The sequence below is a fragment of the Lysinibacillus sp. ZYM-1 genome (genome assembly GCF_001308875.1).
Classification (GTDB): Bacteria; Bacillota; Bacilli; order Bacillales_A; family Planococcaceae; genus Lysinibacillus.
This window is the reverse complement of record NZ_KQ465125.1, coordinates 1-16,360: the sequence shown is the minus strand read 5'-3', so window position 1 is coordinate 16,360 and position 16,360 is coordinate 1. Positions and strand designations below refer to the sequence as shown.

The following is a 16,360-nucleotide window of genomic DNA, read 5'->3' as shown; positions in this document are numbered from 1 at the left end:
TTACAGATTGATGGCAACAGAGGCAGAGATTTTAAAAATTTTGGCTGAGGAACGCAATATGCGGAAAGCAGCTGAACGTCTATTTCTATCCCAACCAGCCCTTTCTCAGCGTTTACAAACCATTGAAAAGGACTGGGGTGCACAATTATTTATACGTTCACAAAAAGGTTTAACAGCAACACCTGCTGGTGAACAGGTTATTGCCTATGCCAAGGAAATGCTAGCCAAAAAAGAAGAAATTTTTGAAACGATTCAATCCTTAACAACAAAGGTAAATGGGACATTGAAGATTGCCTGTGCGTCTATTGTTGGTCAAAACTGGTTACCTAAAATATTAAAGGAATTTGTATCCAAATATCCCGAGGCGAAAATTTCGCTCATGACGGGCTGGAGTTCGGAAATTGTGAAAGCACTTTATGAAGGCGAGGCACATATTGGAATTGTACGTGGTCAAGTAGATTGGAAAGGGGAAAAGATACACCTTTTCAGAGACACTCTTTATTTAGTGGATAAAGAGGTTAAGACGATTGAAGATGTGCTGAAGACAGACCGTCCATTTATTCAATACAAAAGTGATTCCAACTACTATCAAGAAATTCAACAATGGTGGCAGCAGCACTTTGCTTCAAATCCTAGAAAACAAATTTTAGTAGATCAAATTGAAATTTGTAAACAAATGGCTTTAAATGGTATAGGATATGCTATACTACCATCCATTACTTTAAATGACCATGATGAAATTCATAAAATACCTTTAACAAATGATGAAAAGGAATTTGGGCTTACACGAGATACATGGCTTATTGGCTATGAATCATCTTTTGAATTGCGACAGGTAGAGGCATTTGTAGAAGTAGTGCAAGACCATGCTCGTTGTTTGTTTGACTATACAAAATAAGAAATTAGGCAGTTCCAGTCTATTACGGGATTGCCTTTTTCGCTTTGGATGCGTATTTCTTAAGAGTTTATGAATATTCATGAAGATATCATAAGAAATGGAACAAAATGCAATTTAAAACGTATAATTATGTAACCATCTACTTACATAAAAAGGGGTTGAGCTTTTGAAAAAGACAAAAATGACGGCACTGACCTTATTAGTATTGCTTATGATGAGCCTTATGCTGCCTTCTACTCAGGCGCAAGCTGCTGCTGCAACATTAGAGGTCAAAGCAACAGCAGGTATTTCAGGTAAAGCTAAATACCAATCAGTAGTGCCATTACAAGTTACAGTGAAAAATAACGGTGCAGATTTTTCTGGAGATATGGCGATAAATTCTGCCAATTCTTATGAGGCTGCATCCGCACTTGTCGTTCCAATCGATATAGCAGCAGGAGAAGAAAAGACATTTACTTTCTATCTAGATGGATTAGCTGACTATGGTTATTCGGACGCAGATTTATTTGCCTTTTATGAAGGGAATATTGAAAAGGGAAAAAAGGTTGCCTATAAAGGAACCAAGCGCCTACAATCTAATTTTTTAGATCCTGCCTCAACATTTATCTATACATTAACAGATAAAAGTGATCGACTAGCGGCACTTTTACGTTTATCTACATTTGTTCCTCAAAATAATGTGGAAGTATTTAATATCAACCAGTTAAAGGATTATACTTTCCCAGAAAATGAACAAGGACTTGCGATGGCCAATGTCATCGTTGTAGATGAAGTAGCAATAGCTGACTTATCACAAAAACAACAAGAGTCATTGCTGAAATGGGTACAAGATGGCGGTACTCTACTCTTAGGGGCTTCTGATCAAGTGGATGTCACAGCAGGAATTTTTAAAGAATATTTACCAATGTCATTATCAAAAGAGATGACTTCTGTCTCTGCTGAGACGTTAACAAAATTGTCTGGTGGTGGGATTTTCACACAGCCTATTTCGATTCATACGTCTACTGATCATGAAGGAAGTTTACCAGTATTAACGGATAATAATGCAGTACTAGCTTCAAAGAAAAAAGTTGGCAGTGGTGAAATCATTCAAACAGCCTTCTCTCTAGGTGATCAACCACTCGCTTCAATGGATGGTTATGCAGCCCTTTTAGCTAAGACGATTGATGTTCAAAGTATTTCACAGCAAGGAATGATGAGGCAGGGACAATCACCACTCGATCAAATTTCTTATGAGCTTCGTAACATTAATGAATTATTCCCGTCCTTTGAAGTATCAGTGAGCTATATGCTTATTGTCATTATTCTTTATATCTTAATCATTGGCCCAGTTCTTTACTTTGTTCTGAAAAAAATGGACAAGCGTGAGCATGCATGGTGGATTATTCCGGTGTTCTCGATTGTTCTTTCGATTGGTCTCTTCATTGTTGGAGCAAAAGATCGGATTGTTCAGCCACAAGTTCAACAATCTGCATTTTATAAAGTCAATGAGGATAGTAGTTTGAATGGGTATTATGTTGAATCCATTTTAACGAATCGTAGTGGGGATTTTGTGGTAAATGCTGATAAAAACACAACTGCTATTGCCATGAGAAACAATAATAATTTCACTGGAACAGTAGGTAATTTACATGAATCTTCCTATATTAAAGAAAATGCCAACGGTTCAACGTTAGCATTACGTGATTTAAATTATTGGTCTGTTCAATCATTTGGAGGAAAAACATCAGCTCAAAATATTGGCAAGATGGATGTTGATATAACTTTGAAAAATGAAAAGCTGACAGGAACGGTTAAAAATAATTTCCCATTTGCATTAAAAGATGTCACATTAATTTCTGGTGTGAAAGAAGTGAAACTGGGTGATATTGAAGCGAATGGAACTTTACAGGTAGATAAGGAAATGAAAACTACCGTTCTTCAAAAGCCATCTGTATTTAATAGTTATAATTATAGTTACCCATCGAAGAAGGATGAGGTAGATCCAATGCGGATTGAACGAATGAAAACATTAGCATTGCCACTTGTAGAAAATGATAGACAGCCAATACTTACAGCATGGACAGACCAAGCTATTGTGGGGGCTGAACTTGAAACAAGTGCTAATATGTCACCAATTACAATGCTCGTTCAACCGTTTAAAGGGAAAGTGGAACTATCAGGTCCATTTACTATGAAGCGCAATAATTTTACGTATACACTAAACGCACTATCTGCTAGTGGATATTTCGATAAAATTGAAGAGGAATTGAATAACTGGTATCTATCTGATGGTTTATATGAATTAACGATGGCAATGCCTGATCAATTTATGGACGCTGTGGAATCACTTAACGAGCTAACAATTTCCAATAAGGATGTTAAGCGTATGCAGCTGTCGATATGGAATAATGAAACGAATATGTATGAGCCATTGGTGGATACAAAGCAAGTATTTACGGATAAAATTATGAATTACATTAATCAAGATGGTGAGGTTCGAATTGAGATTAAATATGGTCCAGATCCATCTGGTGAACAAACGAAGTTACCTGAAATAGAGCTGAAGGGAGTGGCAAAATAATGATTGAAATTCGTGACTTAACGAAACGATACGGCTCCTTTACGGCACTAGATCATTTGAATTTGTCCTTAGAAGAAGGCATTGTGTTTGGTTTTGTTGGCGCTAATGGAGCGGGGAAATCAACAACATTCTCTATTTTAGCGACATTATTGTCACCGACTTCTGGTGATGCGCTAATAAACGGCAAAAGTGTTGTTAAAGAACCGAAGGAAGTACGTAAGCAAATTGGTTATATGCCTGATTTCTTTGGTGTCTATGATCAGTTAAAAGTTGATGAATATTTAGACTTTTATGGGGCGAGCTATGGTATTCAACTGGCAGAACGTCAAGTACTGATTCCACAGCTATTAGAACTTGTAAACTTAACAAATAAACGCTATGACTACGTAGATTTGTTATCACGTGGGATGAAGCAACGCTTATGTCTTGCCCGTGCACTTATCCATGACCCAAAGGTGTTGATTTTAGATGAACCTGCGTCAGGATTAGATCCACGCGCACGTGTAGAAATGCGGGATATTTTACGAAATTTAAAAACTATGGGAAAAACAATCCTAATTTCTTCTCATATTTTGCCTGAGCTTGCTGAAATGTGTGATGAAATTGGTGTTATTGATAACGGTAAATTAATTGCGCACGGCAATGTTGCTGCGATTCAGGCACAGCTACAGGGAGAAAAGCGCATTGTGATGAAAGTAACAGATCGTATAAATGAAGTACGTGCATTTTTAGAAGAAGATCCTCATATCTCGTCTATTGATGTGATCGATAATCGTCTAGAAATAGCATTTAATTATCGAGGCACAGACGCCGAGCAGGTGGCGTTACTGAAAAAGGCAGTGCTTATCGATTTACCAATTTATGCTTTGAGTGAGGAAGAAAAAGATTTAGAGGATGTCTTTATGGCGATTACGAAGGGAGCGGACAGTCAATGATGGAAAGATTTTATAATCCAGTATTTGTGAAAGAGTTGAAGTTACGTTTCCGTTCTTTTAAAAGCTTCTCAGGATTGATGTTTTATTTAGCTGTACTTTGTATTTTCATTGCAGGCTTTTTATTGCTTACGACCGAATTTACTGGCAAAGGATTCTTTAGACCAGAAACAAGCTTTATGATGTTTGCTGTATTAACCATTTTGCAAATGGCATTAGTTTTATTCATTACACCTAGTTTAACTGCAGGAGCAATTAGTAGTGAACGTGAAAAGCAAACCCTAAATATTTTGCTAACAACGACACAAAGTTCTACACAAATTGTGATTGGGAAATTATTATCTTCTGTGTCGTTTCTAGTTCTAATGCTAGTAGCAGGATTACCATTATATAGTTTAGTATTCCTATTTGGTGGAGTTTCACCTTCCCAGCTTGTTTCGATATTTTTATTTTATTTAGTTACTGTAGTAGCAATAGGTAGTATCGGCGTCATGTTTTCAACGATTACAAAAAGAACGATTGTCGCGATGATTGCCACATATGGATCTATTATCTTTTTAGGCGGTATTACAGCGTTTTTCTTCTTTTTAACAATGGCCTTCCATCAAATGGGTAATGCTGTTGGTACAAGTACCTCCTTTATGACTTATTTTTGGGCATCGATTAATCCTGGTGCCCTAATGCTGACACTTATTTCACCGGAAATGGGTAATGCGTTAGCTGAGCTTTCAGGAGTGGAGCTACCTGTATGGATTACTTATTTAATTGCTTATGTATTGATTATTGTACTTTGTTTAACGATTGCGATTAAAAAATTACGTGCCAACATGAAAAGTAACCGATGAGGAGGAATTATTATGGAGCATCGTAAGCAATTACGAAAATATATTCAGCGTGCAAAATCGAGTTTAACACTTGAAAAAAGCATTCCTATTGCACAATATGGTCTGTTTTTGGCATTGCTTTCGAGTGCTTCTCTCGTTCTTATTTCAAGATTATTTGTCTGGCCATATTATCGCCAAATAGCGTTGGTTGTCTTTGTTACCCTTATTGTTGCAACAATGGTTTTCATATGGTGGAGACGTGTCAAAGAGAAAGAAGCTTTGCATACACTGGATCATTATTTTTCACATAATGAGTTGGTTACTGCTTTATCATTTAAAGATGATCAAGACCCTCTTGTTCAAGCATTATTATCAAAAGCGATACAAAAAGTTGAACAAGCTTTTATAGACTTTAAGGCTCGAAAGAAAAATTTATTTCGACCCAAGGCGTTTATTGGCCTATTTGTCACAGCTATTGTCCTGGCAATTCTTTATGTGTTTCCAGCGGCTACTCAAATAGAAGCAATAGAAGTTGAAAAAGAGCAAGCGGTCATCGACGACATGAAGAAGGAAGTTGCTGAGCTGGAGAAAAAAGCACAGACAAAAGAAGTGAAAGAGCAATTGAAAGAACTTCAAAATACGTTAAAAGAAGCAGAAACAGCTGAAGAGGCACTACGAGAAGTGGTGAAGAAGCAAAAGGAGCTTGCCCTGAAGGAGCAGCAATTAAAGGATAAACAAACGGCTAGTCAAGATGGTGTTACTGACGAACAAGGCTTATCGAAAGAAGAGGTTGAGCAACTGAAGGAGCTTGCTCAAATGCAGCAAGGTCTAACACAAAATGCAAATGCCACACAAACAGCTATGAGTAAACTTGGTAAACCAGCAAGTAATTCCTTACAAAATGCGATTGCTAGTGCAAATAATGCAAGTACTAACAATCAAAATAATAAACAACAAGGAAGTCAACCGTCATCCGGTAATTCCCAGTTAAGCAATCAACAAGGGCAGGCAGGCCAGTCGGGTCAAAATAATGCTCAAAGTGGTTCACAACAACAAAATAGTAATAGCCAAGGCCAAGGCCAAGGCCAGGGCCAAGGACAAGGCCAGGGTCAAGGACAAGGCCAGGGACAAGGCCAGGGTCAAGGACAAGGACAAGGACAAGGCCAAGGCCAGGGTCAAGGACAAGGAGCTGGCCGTGGTCCAGGTAGTCGAAATTTATTGACGACACCGAATCGGATTGGTGGGTCAAACGAGACGTCAGTGGATGGTGGAGCTTTAGGTGATGGTTCCCATGTCTCTGAGCAACAAGGGAATGCCCCGATAACAAAGGGCTCCATTAGACCGTATGAAGAAGTAATTGGCTCCTATAAAGACAGCTACTTAGAAAGCTCAGAGCGTTTACAATTACCGAAGGATTTACAAAATGTCGTGCAATCTTATTTCACGTCAATTGAGTCGCAGTAGGAGGAAATGAAATGGCATTTACAGAGCAACAGTATGTAGAAATGAGTACAAAATTACAACAAGTTAAAGATGAAATCCATCGCTTTATTGTAGGGCAAGAGGATGCAATTGATTATACTTTGTATGCTGTACTAGCAGATGGTCATGCATTATTAGAAGGTTTACCAGGCTTAGGGAAGACGATGTTAATCCGTACAATTTCTGAAGTTCTTGACCTGTCGTTTTCACGTATTCAATTTACACCAGATCTTATGCCAGCGGATATAACTGGGACAAGCATGATTGAACGTGCCCCAGATGGTAAACAGCAATTTACGTTTCAGCCTGGTCCGATTTTTAGTCAGATGGTGTTAGCAGATGAGATAAATCGCGCTACACCTAAAACTCAAAGTGCTTTGTTGGAAGCAATGGGAGAAAAAACGGTAACGATTTTGGGAGATACAAAAAAAATGGCTAGACCATTTTTCGTGTTAGCGACGCAAAATCCTATTGAGATGGAAGGAACGTATCCGTTACCTGAAGCACAGATGGACCGATTCCTTTGTAAAATTCTTGTACCTTACCCTGAAAAAAATGAACTAATGGAAATTATGAAGCGAACAACAGGTGCTCAGGAAATTGGTTTACAAAAACTGATGAATACAGAGGCTCTAATAGAAGCACAGCAAATGGTGAAAGAAGTAATGGTTGCGGATGAAATGCTGGAATTTGCAACTGATTTAGTAGTGGCAACACATCCTGAAAGATCTGATGCTTTAGAAGAGGTCAAGCAATATGCTATGTATGGCAGTGGACCTCGTGGTTTGCAAAGTTTAATAAAATTAGCAAAAGCTAGAGCGCTGATGAATGGTCGGTTCCATGTTTCAGTAGCTGATATTAAATCTGTAGCAAAACCTGTATTACGTCATCGGATGCTGTTGAATTATGAAGGGGAGGCTTCAGGAAAGACAGCAGATGATGTAATTGATGTTATTTTAGAAAAAGTTCAGCAAGGTGTTAGCAAGTGACAGCAAAATACTTATTGCCCGAAGACTGGTTAGCGAAAATCAGTCGCTTTCAAATAGCGACTGCCTCCAAACTACGCGGGCAGCATAAAGGCTCGCATCGTTCACAGCGCTTTGGGGCATCTCTCGATTTTTCAGATTTTCGAGAATATCATTTAGGTGATGATGTGCGCCAAGTGGATTGGAACGTCTTTGCCCGAACGGATAAATACTTTATTAAAAGATTTTTAGATGAACAAGAAATGCGCGTACACATACTACTCGATACCACAAAATCAATGGGAACGGATGCCAAGTGGCTATTTGCTCGTCAAATAGTGGCATCACTCGGTTTCATGGTACTTGGTCGAGACGATCGTTTGTCTTTTTCTTTTCTCCAAGATGAAGCGAAGCCACCGTTTCGCCGGAAGGGCGCAATGTATCGCCGAGCATTTTTACAAATAGTAACAGATATAGAGGAAGCGAGTTATTTAAATCCTTTTGCACAGGGTGCCTTAAAGGCTTTACCAAAGGATAGTACAGTGTTATTTATTGTTACAGATGGACTGGAGTCAATTGAGGAATGGGAGCAACTTTTAAAAAGGCTACCACGCTATGCTGGCGATGTTCGTGTTTTACAAATTGTGACGCAAGAAGAACTATCACCAAATTATTCGGGGGATGTTCGCCTTCTTGATCGTGAAACGGGTAACGATGTCAATGTGACAATGTCCTCAAAAGTACTAGAAACCTATCATGCAAGACGGTTATTACATGAAGAAGAGTTTGATGCCATTTGTCGTCGCTTTGGCATTCGAAAATTACAATTGAAAGTGGAAGATGGTTTGCAACATGCAACCTTTCAGCAATTATTAAAAGCACATTGGATTAGGTGAGGTGAGCCGTATTGGGCTTTAGTCAAATTATATTTAGCTGGACGGCCATCATCCCGGTCATTGTCCTACTCTATTATTTCTTTCGTAAAAAATATACAGATCAGACTGTCTCTTCAACACTTTTCTGGTCTGAAATTATGCAGGAAACTCGTGTATCGCCTTATTTAAAGCATTTACAAAAGAATGCCTTACTGTATTTACAGTTGCTAGCATTGCTGCTACTCGTTTTGGCACTCATGAATCCCTATGTAAAAAAATCAACGATTGTTGGTGCGCAAACAATATTTATTGTTGATACTTCTGCTACGATGCTGGCAGGCAAAGGCCAATCTACCTTTGACACACATAAACAGGAAATGTTGACGCTCATGGATGAATTGAATGGAAGACCGGTCACCTTGATTACGACTGGCTCTGCACCAAAAGCCGTTTTACAGCAAGAAACCAATGGAAAAGACATCGAAAAAGTTATTAAAGACTTACAAGTAACTTATGAAACGGCAGAAATGAATAAGGCGCTTGATGTTGCTCAGGCATTTGTTGGAGATACACCAACTTCGATCTATGTTTTTACAGATACACTAGATAAAAAACAACTACCAATGGACAAAGACTCCGTAAAATGGCTAGTAAGAGGGGCTGCTAAGGACTTAACAAATATCGCCATTACTCGATTTGCTGCAACAACAGATGGACAGGCAACACTGGCGCTTGTGCAGCTTCATAATGATACAAATACCGAGCAAAAGGTCACACTGGCATTACAAAATGCTGAGGGTGAAGAGTTGGTAGCTGAGCGTGTCGTTGTGCCTCCGAATGAAGCGATAACGAAAACATTTAAGGATTTACCATTAGAAAAATCAATAACAGCTATCATTGATGCACAAGATGATTATGCCATAGATAATCAACAAACGGTTTTACTGCAAACAGCTACATCAAAGATTGTGGTTGATCAAGGCATGCATCAATTAATTCAAAAAGGATTCCAATCCGTAAGCAGTGGCGTGAAAATCGTTCCATCTTTACAGGTAGCTGACAATCAGGATGCTACAGTGATCACCAATCAAACAGCCTTGTTGGAAAAGATGGATAAACCTCTTGTGTTATTTGGCCGTGATGATGTCGAAAAAGTGGAAGTAAGTGGCATAGTAAGTGCTAAAAGTGATGCTTTATTTGCTTTTAGCGAGCTAAAGGATATTTATGTGAGTGCCCTTTATCCTGGATTTGCTAAATATCAAACCATTGCTTCTGTTGGAGAACAGCCGTTTATACAGCGCTCTCCTAAAGGTGATATCGTTGTATTAGCTGATATTGCTGATACAGATTGGCCACTACATCCATCCTTCCCGTTATTCTTATGGAGTACCGAGCAGCAGGTATCAGAATCAGTTGGGTCACTTGGTATTTTCACACCAAATGAACAGCGAACAGTAGCTTTAGCACAAGGAGACTGGAGTGTATATTCACAAGAAGATGAGTTTCTATCATCAGTTACGAAGGGTATGCTAACGGCACCAAAACAGCCAGGCATATATTTGGTACGTTCCAATAATGAAGAAAAACATTTTATAGTGCAATTACAAGCACAAGAACGTGTCATTGAGCAAGGAACAAGCTATACATTAGGGGACATTTCCGATATTGGAAAGGCAGAGATTTCGAAGGCTTCCTTTGTACCTTGGCTTATACTTATTATTCTAGTATTACTTGTTTCAGAGTGGGAGGTGCAACGACGTCGTGGATTTACGAATTGATATGCCATTAGTATTGTTGCTATTACTTCCATTACTAGCCTATTTCGGATGGACCTATTGGCGAGAACGACAGCGACTAAAAAATAGTCATATTATCGTACTTATTATTCGCGTGGTAGCAATAGGCTGTTTGGTTTTTGCACTGGCAGGGCCGTATCTTTTATTACCTATAAAAGAAGAGCAAATTGTGTATCTAGTAGACCGCTCAGCTTCCATGAATGGGACTGAAGATGAGATGGTACAGTTTATTCAGGAGAGTCTACAATCAAAAAAAGATCAACAACTTGCAGGGCTGTATTCGTTTTCATCAACTTTACAAACAGAAGCCATTATGACTAATACGTTAAAGGAAGTACCAAAGTTTACAGAAATAAAGGCAACTGATCAAACGAATATTGAACAGAGTCTACAGCTTGCAACAGGTATTGTTAATCCGAAAAAGGCAACACGTTTTGTGCTATTAACAGATGGTAATGAGACCAAGGGAGATGCTCTAGAATTCGCTACGAAGTTTAAAGGTTCCAACGTTAGTGTGGATGTTGTGCCTTTTAGTCAACCTGTTGTCAATGATGTTTCATTAAAAAGCTTTGTGTCCCCGCAGGTTGCCTATGTAGGTGAGCAACAACAATTGGTAACAGAAGTTCATGCAACAACAGCAGGTAAAGGTGAGTTATTATTATATGAAAATGATGAGCTTATCCACCGCGAAGCAGTTGAGCTAGCTGAAGGTACCAATATGTTTACCTATAAACATGCAGCGACTGGTGAAGGACTTGTGAAATATGAAGCAGTTGTCCAAGTAGGGCAGGATGCTATATTTGAAAACAATAAATTAACAAGTGTCACAATGGTACAAAGTGAACCACATTTACTCATTGTGAATGGTTATGAAACAGCTTCACCTATAGCGGCAGCACTTGGCCAACAATCAATAGCCTATGATGTAAAAGCACCTGAGAGTTTGCCGAATGAACTATCCAGTTATTTGCAATATAATGCCATTATTTTTGATAATGTACCTGGACATTTAGTCGGTGAGGCGAAAATGAGTGTGATAGAGCAAGCAGTCAAAAACTTCGGTGTTGGTTTTGCAATGGTTGGTGGAGAAAATAGCTTTGGTTTGGGAGGCTATTTTAAAACGCCAATTGAAACATTATTGCCTGTTGAAATGGAGATTAAGGGAAAGGAACAATTACCTTCACTAGGGCTTGTTATCGTGCTAGATCGCTCTGGTAGTATGTCAGGATCAAAGCTAGAGCTTGCCAAGGAAGCGGCAGCACGTTCAGTTGAAATGCTGCGTGATGAAGATACATTAGGGTTTATAGCATTTGATGATCGCCCTTGGGAAATTATAGAGGCTGGTCCGCTTAACAATAAAGAAGAGGCAGTGGATACCATTTTATCCGTCACACCAGGTGGTGGAACAGAGATCTATGGTTCACTTGCTAAAGCATATGAAAACCTAGCAGATTTAAAGCTACAACGTAAGCATATTATTCTTTTAACAGATGGACAATCACAGCCAGGAAATTATGAAGATCTAATTGAACAAGGAAAAGAAAACGGTATAACTTTATCGACAGTAGCGATTGGTCAAGATGCAGATGCTAACTTATTGGAAGCTCTTAGTGATATGGGTAGCGGCCGTTTCTACGATGTTATCGATGAGCAAACTATTCCTTCTATTTTATCTCGTGAAACGGCTATGATTTCCCGTACCTATATTGAGGATAACCCATTTTATCCAGCTATTTATAATGCAGCGGGATGGAATACGCTATTTGCCAATGGCGTTCCACAAATGAATGCTTATATTGGAACAACTACAAAACAGGGTGCTACTGTTGTGGCAGAAAGCGAAAAGGAAGATCCAGTGTTAGCACAATGGCAATATGGTCTAGGAAAAACATTCGCCTTTACTTCTGATTCAACAGGTAAATGGACAGGAGACTGGGCAAGATGGCAGGATTGGGGCACATTTTGGCAAACACTTATTTCACAAATGCTCCCAAGTTATAATGAAGTGGCTTATGATGTAAGGTTAGAATCAGACGGATCCTTTATGATTACAGATCCTACAAATGAAGCAGCATTTTTAGATATTGTTGCGGTTAATGAAGCAGGTGAAGAGCTAGACACACAGCTTGAAACGATATCCGCCTCTCAAGTTCGGGCTGTAGTACAAGCTGAGCCGGGATTAATCTTCTTCCGTATAGCTGACGAAAAGCAAACTATTTATCAGGCCGGACTTAGTGTTCCTTATAGTACTGAATATGAACTTCTTCCTGTTAATCATAAATTAATAGAAGAGTTAACCCAACAAACGGGTGGTGCTGTTTTAAAAGAACCACAAGAAGTGTTCCGTGACTTTACAAAACAAGGAGCAGACCGACAAAACATTGCGACATGGCTTCTCCTAGCAGGTATGCTCTTATTCTTTATCGATATTACAATAAGACGTTTTGGTTGGAACTTCCTAACGAAGCCGAAGAAAAAAGACCAACATGTAGAGGATCACCCTGTACAGGCAGAGGGCACGAATGTGGCACAGTTACTTAAGGGTATGAAAAAACGTTCATAATTTGAATGGAAGCAGTGCAAAATAAACGAATTTTGCACTGCTTTTTGTATTCTTTTTGGGGTGGATGACCTCAACTCCAAATTTAGATCAAAGTGATTGAAATAGACTTGAACCCGCTCAAAGATAAGTGAAAAAGCTAAACAAATAGATGAAAAGAGCACATCCAAAATAATTATTAAAGAGAGGATCTTAAATACTTTACTAGCACCGTTTTTCGTAAATTGCTAGCAACTGCAACACCTAAGATTGCACCAATTGTGCTTGATGTTAAAAAAGCAGGCATGAAAAATAATGAAGCTACGGATGTCCCTATTAGTATCTTTGCATAGGGTACTGCCACAAGCGAAGCAAGAAGCCCAGTGCCGATTACTTCACCAAGGCCTGCTAACCACATTTTACGGCTGTATTTATAGGCAAGCCCCGCGCATAATGCGCCAATAACACTACCAGGAATGGCTAATAGAGAGCCTGTCCCTGTAAGGATCCGAATGATGGCCGTAACAAGGGCAACTATCACTGTAGGTATGGGTCCGAGTATAATCGCTCCTATCACGTTAATAGCGTGCTGCACAGGATAGGCACGGGCGATCCCGGTTGGTATAGATATAAAGGTTGAACCTGCAACAGCAATCGATACTAATAAAGACATAATTGTTAATTTGCGAATAGACATCTTTTGTGCACTCCTTTCCATTTTAAACACTAGAAAAATGAAAAAGCCGCCTCCTTCAAACAACAGGAAGCGGCCTTGCATATCCATTGTAAATAGCAAGAAGCGCCACTTCCCTCCGCTAGTATGAACTAGATCAGGTTCGAAGGGTCCGTATATAATCATATACGTCTCAGCCTTGTAAAGACTCCCCTAGTGGTGTTAAGCGATTTAATTTTTCGATAATAAATGTACCATATTACAAATAATTGTCAACGGACTAATTTGAATCAGGTTGCATAAGATGCGGAGCCTTTTTCAATGTCCAAATGAGCGCTAGTAAGAAGCATGTCATTAAAATAATTGCTCCAAATATATACGGACTGTTCATGTCCCAATCAAATAATAAGCCTGCGAGTGCAGGACCAATCATATTTCCAAGACTCATATAAGCATTGGTAAGCCCAGCGGCTAAGCCTTGCTCATTGCCAGCAAGCTTTGAAATCAGTGTGTTAACTGCTGGACGAATAAGAGTTGTTGCCGTTGAGAAAATCGTTGCGACAACTAAAATAAGTGCGAAGCCAGAAACAAATAATATTAGAAAAATAGCTATAGCAGCAATAAATAAATTGACTAATACAACTTTCATTTCCCCAAAGCGCTTAAAGAGTGGTGTGATAATGAACATTTGCACAACAACACCAAATGCGCCACCTACAGTTAAGATGATAGCAATATCGGTAGGTGTGTAATTAAATTTGTCTGTCACAAATAATGATAATGTCGTTTGGAAATTAGCAATTCCGAACGAGAACACAAGCATTATAATTAGCATTACAAAATATGGCATCTGGACTGAACGTGCCATCTGCTTCGCCAGATTGTCTTGCTTTTGTGCTTTCTGAGCTGCAGTTGTTTTAGTAGAAGGTAATAACAACAACGAAAGGAGAGAGGCAATAATAGCAGCTCCTCCGGCCATAAAGAATGGGAAATGCAAACTAACTTTAGATAGGAATCCGCCAATACCTGGTCCAATCATAAAACCAAGAGACATAGCGGCACCTAACATGCCCATCCCTTTTCCTCGTTCTTCATAGGTAGTGATATCTGCTACAAACGCCATAATCGGTGGTGCTACAAAGGCAGAACCTAATCCTCCTAAGAAACGAGCAACAAAAAGCATCCATACATCTGTAGATAGCCCAAACGAAATTTGCCCAATACCAGTTACAATCAGACCAAAAACAATCAAATTTTTTCGACCATACCGATCCGAAAGATTCCCAGCAATTGGAGAAAATATGAATTGTGCAAAGGCGAACGTTGCAATTAACATGCCAAGAACTTGTCCTGCTGCACCAAATATGTGTAAGTACTTAGGCATAACAGGAATAATAATTCCGATACTCCCCATTGCGATAAACATATTAAACATTAAAATATACAAAGCCGCCTTGTTTGACTTCTGCTGGGTCATCGAATACCCCCCTTTTTTCTATTGAAACATTATTACAGTCTATCATAAAGAAATATTGCTTGGCTATTGGATTATAGTCGTAGATGAATGACCTGGTCATCGGTATGAAGATATTTTTTTGCCTCTGAATAATACTGTTGATTTACGTTGCGTGCAGCGCTCTCCGCGGGCACACAGTAAGCCGCAACCCTCGCTAACGCGCGGTTTGTTGCGACTCACGTTTTGTGCGTTCTGAGCAGGAGTAGCCGCTCTCCACTCCGATCAACTAGTATCGCATTCTCTTTCGGAGCAAAAGGGGGAAAATTAAGCAGTAAGCTTAATCGCTCTTATGAATAGCTGAAAACACAAAAGCACTACTGCGAATAAAGGATCTATTTAAAAAAATTATAATGAACCATAATTAAAAAAGAACGAATTATTTTGTCTTAATTTAAGGCATTAAGTACGGTCTTTTGATTTTCAAAGTTAGAAAGAAAACAATGTTACATTTATTAATGATTATAACTACCTTAAAACCAAACAATTCATCAAATTAAGATTCCTCTCAATACAAGGATTTTTTCAAATGAAGTTTTAAGGTGGTTGATTTTATGATTTAATTACTTACTTATATAAAAGGAGCGTTAATCCAATCACTGGAATAACGCTCCTTTTATTATGCTTGCTTGGCTCAAAACCTTCTGAGCCCATTTTATTAAATACAGCATCATAAGAAACTGAAGAATTACTATACAATGAAAATGTGATTGAATATAAGTGATAGCAGACTAACAACAGTAGCACCACCATCTATATTTAATTCTACTTATCCATTCTCCGTAGATGGGCTTGCACCCATTAAATCCGCTACATTCCCATTTTTGATTAACACCATAAGCAAACGCCAAATAAAAGAGGTGTTTTTTCCCAATTGGAGAATGTAGTACTAATGGGAAATTTAAAGGGGTGGCAAAAAATATGAATAACAATAATGAAAAAAAATATAAATATAAAATTTATCCAAAATCAGAAAGACTAACTGTAGTCTTTTTATTTACTTCCGTCCTAGTTTGGGGGTTTTATGATAGATTTACGACAGGTCATTGGGGAGTTCCATTGTATTTGATAATCATGACTTTTGTCTTTAATTTAATTGTTAGAAGTTATTATAATAGAAAAGAAAAAAAGAAGATACAGGACTATAATTCTACGAAAGTACCTAAGGATGGTAATGTGAAAAAATGAGTCCGGTGCAATACGAGGACACTGAAAAAGTCCACAAGATGACAAAAGCGATTGTGAGAACGGATTTACGTTTTCACAATCGCTTTTTCTTTCATTTCTTACATTATAGTAT

At 38.6% G+C, this 16,360-nt stretch carries 12 protein-coding genes and 1 riboswitch; of the genes, 10 read left to right on the top strand and 2 right to left on the bottom strand.

Features of this window, described 5'->3' with window-relative positions; all coding sequences use genetic code 11:
- The first annotated feature begins 10 nt into the window (after positions 1-10).
- From AO843_RS15580 to AO843_RS15540, 9 genes are all read left to right on the top strand, one after another.
- Positions 11-898, top strand: a complete 888-nt coding sequence (locus AO843_RS15580) for a LysR family transcriptional regulator (RefSeq protein ID WP_054612012.1) — start codon at positions 11-13, stop codon at positions 896-898.
- Between the two features lie 166 nt (positions 899-1,064).
- Positions 1,065-3,461, top strand: a complete 2,397-nt coding sequence (locus tag AO843_RS15575; RefSeq protein ID WP_054612011.1) for a hypothetical protein — start codon at positions 1,065-1,067, stop codon at positions 3,459-3,461.
- Positions 3,461-4,396, top strand: coding sequence for an ABC transporter ATP-binding protein (locus tag AO843_RS15570; RefSeq protein ID WP_054612010.1), 936 nt, complete (start codon positions 3,461-3,463; stop codon positions 4,394-4,396). The genes AO843_RS15575 and AO843_RS15570 overlap by 1 nt, the downstream gene beginning before the upstream one ends.
- On the top strand, positions 4,393-5,238 hold the full coding sequence (locus AO843_RS15565) for an ABC transporter permease (protein ID WP_054612009.1): 846 nt from the start codon (positions 4,393-4,395) through the stop codon (positions 5,236-5,238). The genes AO843_RS15570 and AO843_RS15565 overlap by 4 nt, the downstream gene beginning before the upstream one ends.
- A gap of 12 nt (positions 5,239-5,250) precedes the next feature.
- Positions 5,251-6,681 (top strand): hypothetical protein, encoded by a 1,431-nt coding sequence (locus tag AO843_RS15560; protein ID WP_054612008.1) that lies wholly within the window; start codon positions 5,251-5,253, stop codon positions 6,679-6,681.
- Positions 6,682-6,692: 11 nt separating this feature from the next.
- The gene (locus AO843_RS15555; protein ID WP_054612007.1) at positions 6,693-7,688 is read left to right on the top strand and encodes an AAA family ATPase; all 996 of its coding nucleotides are present in this window, start codon (positions 6,693-6,695) and stop codon (positions 7,686-7,688) included.
- Positions 7,685-8,560, top strand: coding sequence for a DUF58 domain-containing protein (locus AO843_RS15550; RefSeq protein WP_054612006.1), 876 nt, complete (start codon positions 7,685-7,687; stop codon positions 8,558-8,560). The genes AO843_RS15555 and AO843_RS15550 overlap by 4 nt, the downstream gene beginning before the upstream one ends.
- 11 nt (positions 8,561-8,571) lie before the next feature.
- The gene (locus AO843_RS15545) at positions 8,572-10,317 is read left to right on the top strand and encodes a vWA domain-containing protein (protein ID WP_054612005.1); all 1,746 of its coding nucleotides are present in this window, start codon (positions 8,572-8,574) and stop codon (positions 10,315-10,317) included.
- On the top strand, positions 10,301-12,898 hold the full coding sequence (locus tag AO843_RS15540; protein WP_054612004.1) for a VWA domain-containing protein: 2,598 nt from the start codon (positions 10,301-10,303) through the stop codon (positions 12,896-12,898). The genes AO843_RS15545 and AO843_RS15540 overlap by 17 nt, the downstream gene beginning before the upstream one ends.
- Before the next feature lie 175 nt (positions 12,899-13,073).
- Here the strand turns inward: AO843_RS15540 and thiW are convergent, their stop codons facing one another.
- A complete protein-coding gene (gene thiW, locus AO843_RS15535) occupies positions 13,074-13,571 on the bottom strand; it encodes an energy coupling factor transporter S component ThiW (protein ID WP_054612071.1) in 498 nt (165 codons plus the stop codon).
- 93 nt (positions 13,572-13,664) lie between these two features.
- Positions 13,665-13,772: riboswitch (TPP riboswitch) on the bottom strand.
- Positions 13,773-13,827: 55 nt separating this feature from the next.
- Positions 13,828-15,024, bottom strand: coding sequence for an MFS transporter (locus AO843_RS15530; RefSeq protein ID WP_054612003.1), 1,197 nt, complete (start codon positions 15,022-15,024; stop codon positions 13,828-13,830).
- 957 nt (positions 15,025-15,981) lie between these two features.
- Between AO843_RS15530 and AO843_RS15525 the strand changes: the two genes are divergently transcribed.
- On the top strand, positions 15,982-16,248 hold the full coding sequence (locus AO843_RS15525) for a hypothetical protein (RefSeq protein ID WP_054612002.1): 267 nt from the start codon (positions 15,982-15,984) through the stop codon (positions 16,246-16,248).
- Positions 16,249-16,360: the final 112 nt, after the last annotated feature.

Bases quoted from the DNA above. Each gene is read 5' to 3' on its own strand.
- AO843_RS15580 (WP_054612012.1), top strand. From the start codon at position 11: ATGGCAACAGAGGCAGAGATTTTAAAAATTTTGGCTGAGGAACGCAAT.
- AO843_RS15570 (WP_054612010.1), top strand. From the start codon at position 3,461: ATGATTGAAATTCGTGACTTAACGAAACGATACGGCTCCTTTACGGCA.
- AO843_RS15565 (WP_054612009.1), top strand. From the start codon at position 4,393: ATGATGGAAAGATTTTATAATCCAGTATTTGTGAAAGAGTTGAAGTTA.
- AO843_RS15560 (WP_054612008.1), top strand. From the start codon at position 5,251: ATGGAGCATCGTAAGCAATTACGAAAATATATTCAGCGTGCAAAATCG.
- AO843_RS15555 (WP_054612007.1), top strand. From the start codon at position 6,693: ATGGCATTTACAGAGCAACAGTATGTAGAAATGAGTACAAAATTACAA.
- thiW (WP_054612071.1), bottom strand. From the start codon at position 13,571: ATGTCTATTCGCAAATTAACAATTATGTCTTTATTAGTATCGATTGCT.
- AO843_RS15530 (WP_054612003.1), bottom strand. From the start codon at position 15,024: ATGACCCAGCAGAAGTCAAACAAGGCGGCTTTGTATATTTTAATGTTT.
- AO843_RS15525 (WP_054612002.1), top strand. From the start codon at position 15,982: ATGAATAACAATAATGAAAAAAAATATAAATATAAAATTTATCCAAAA.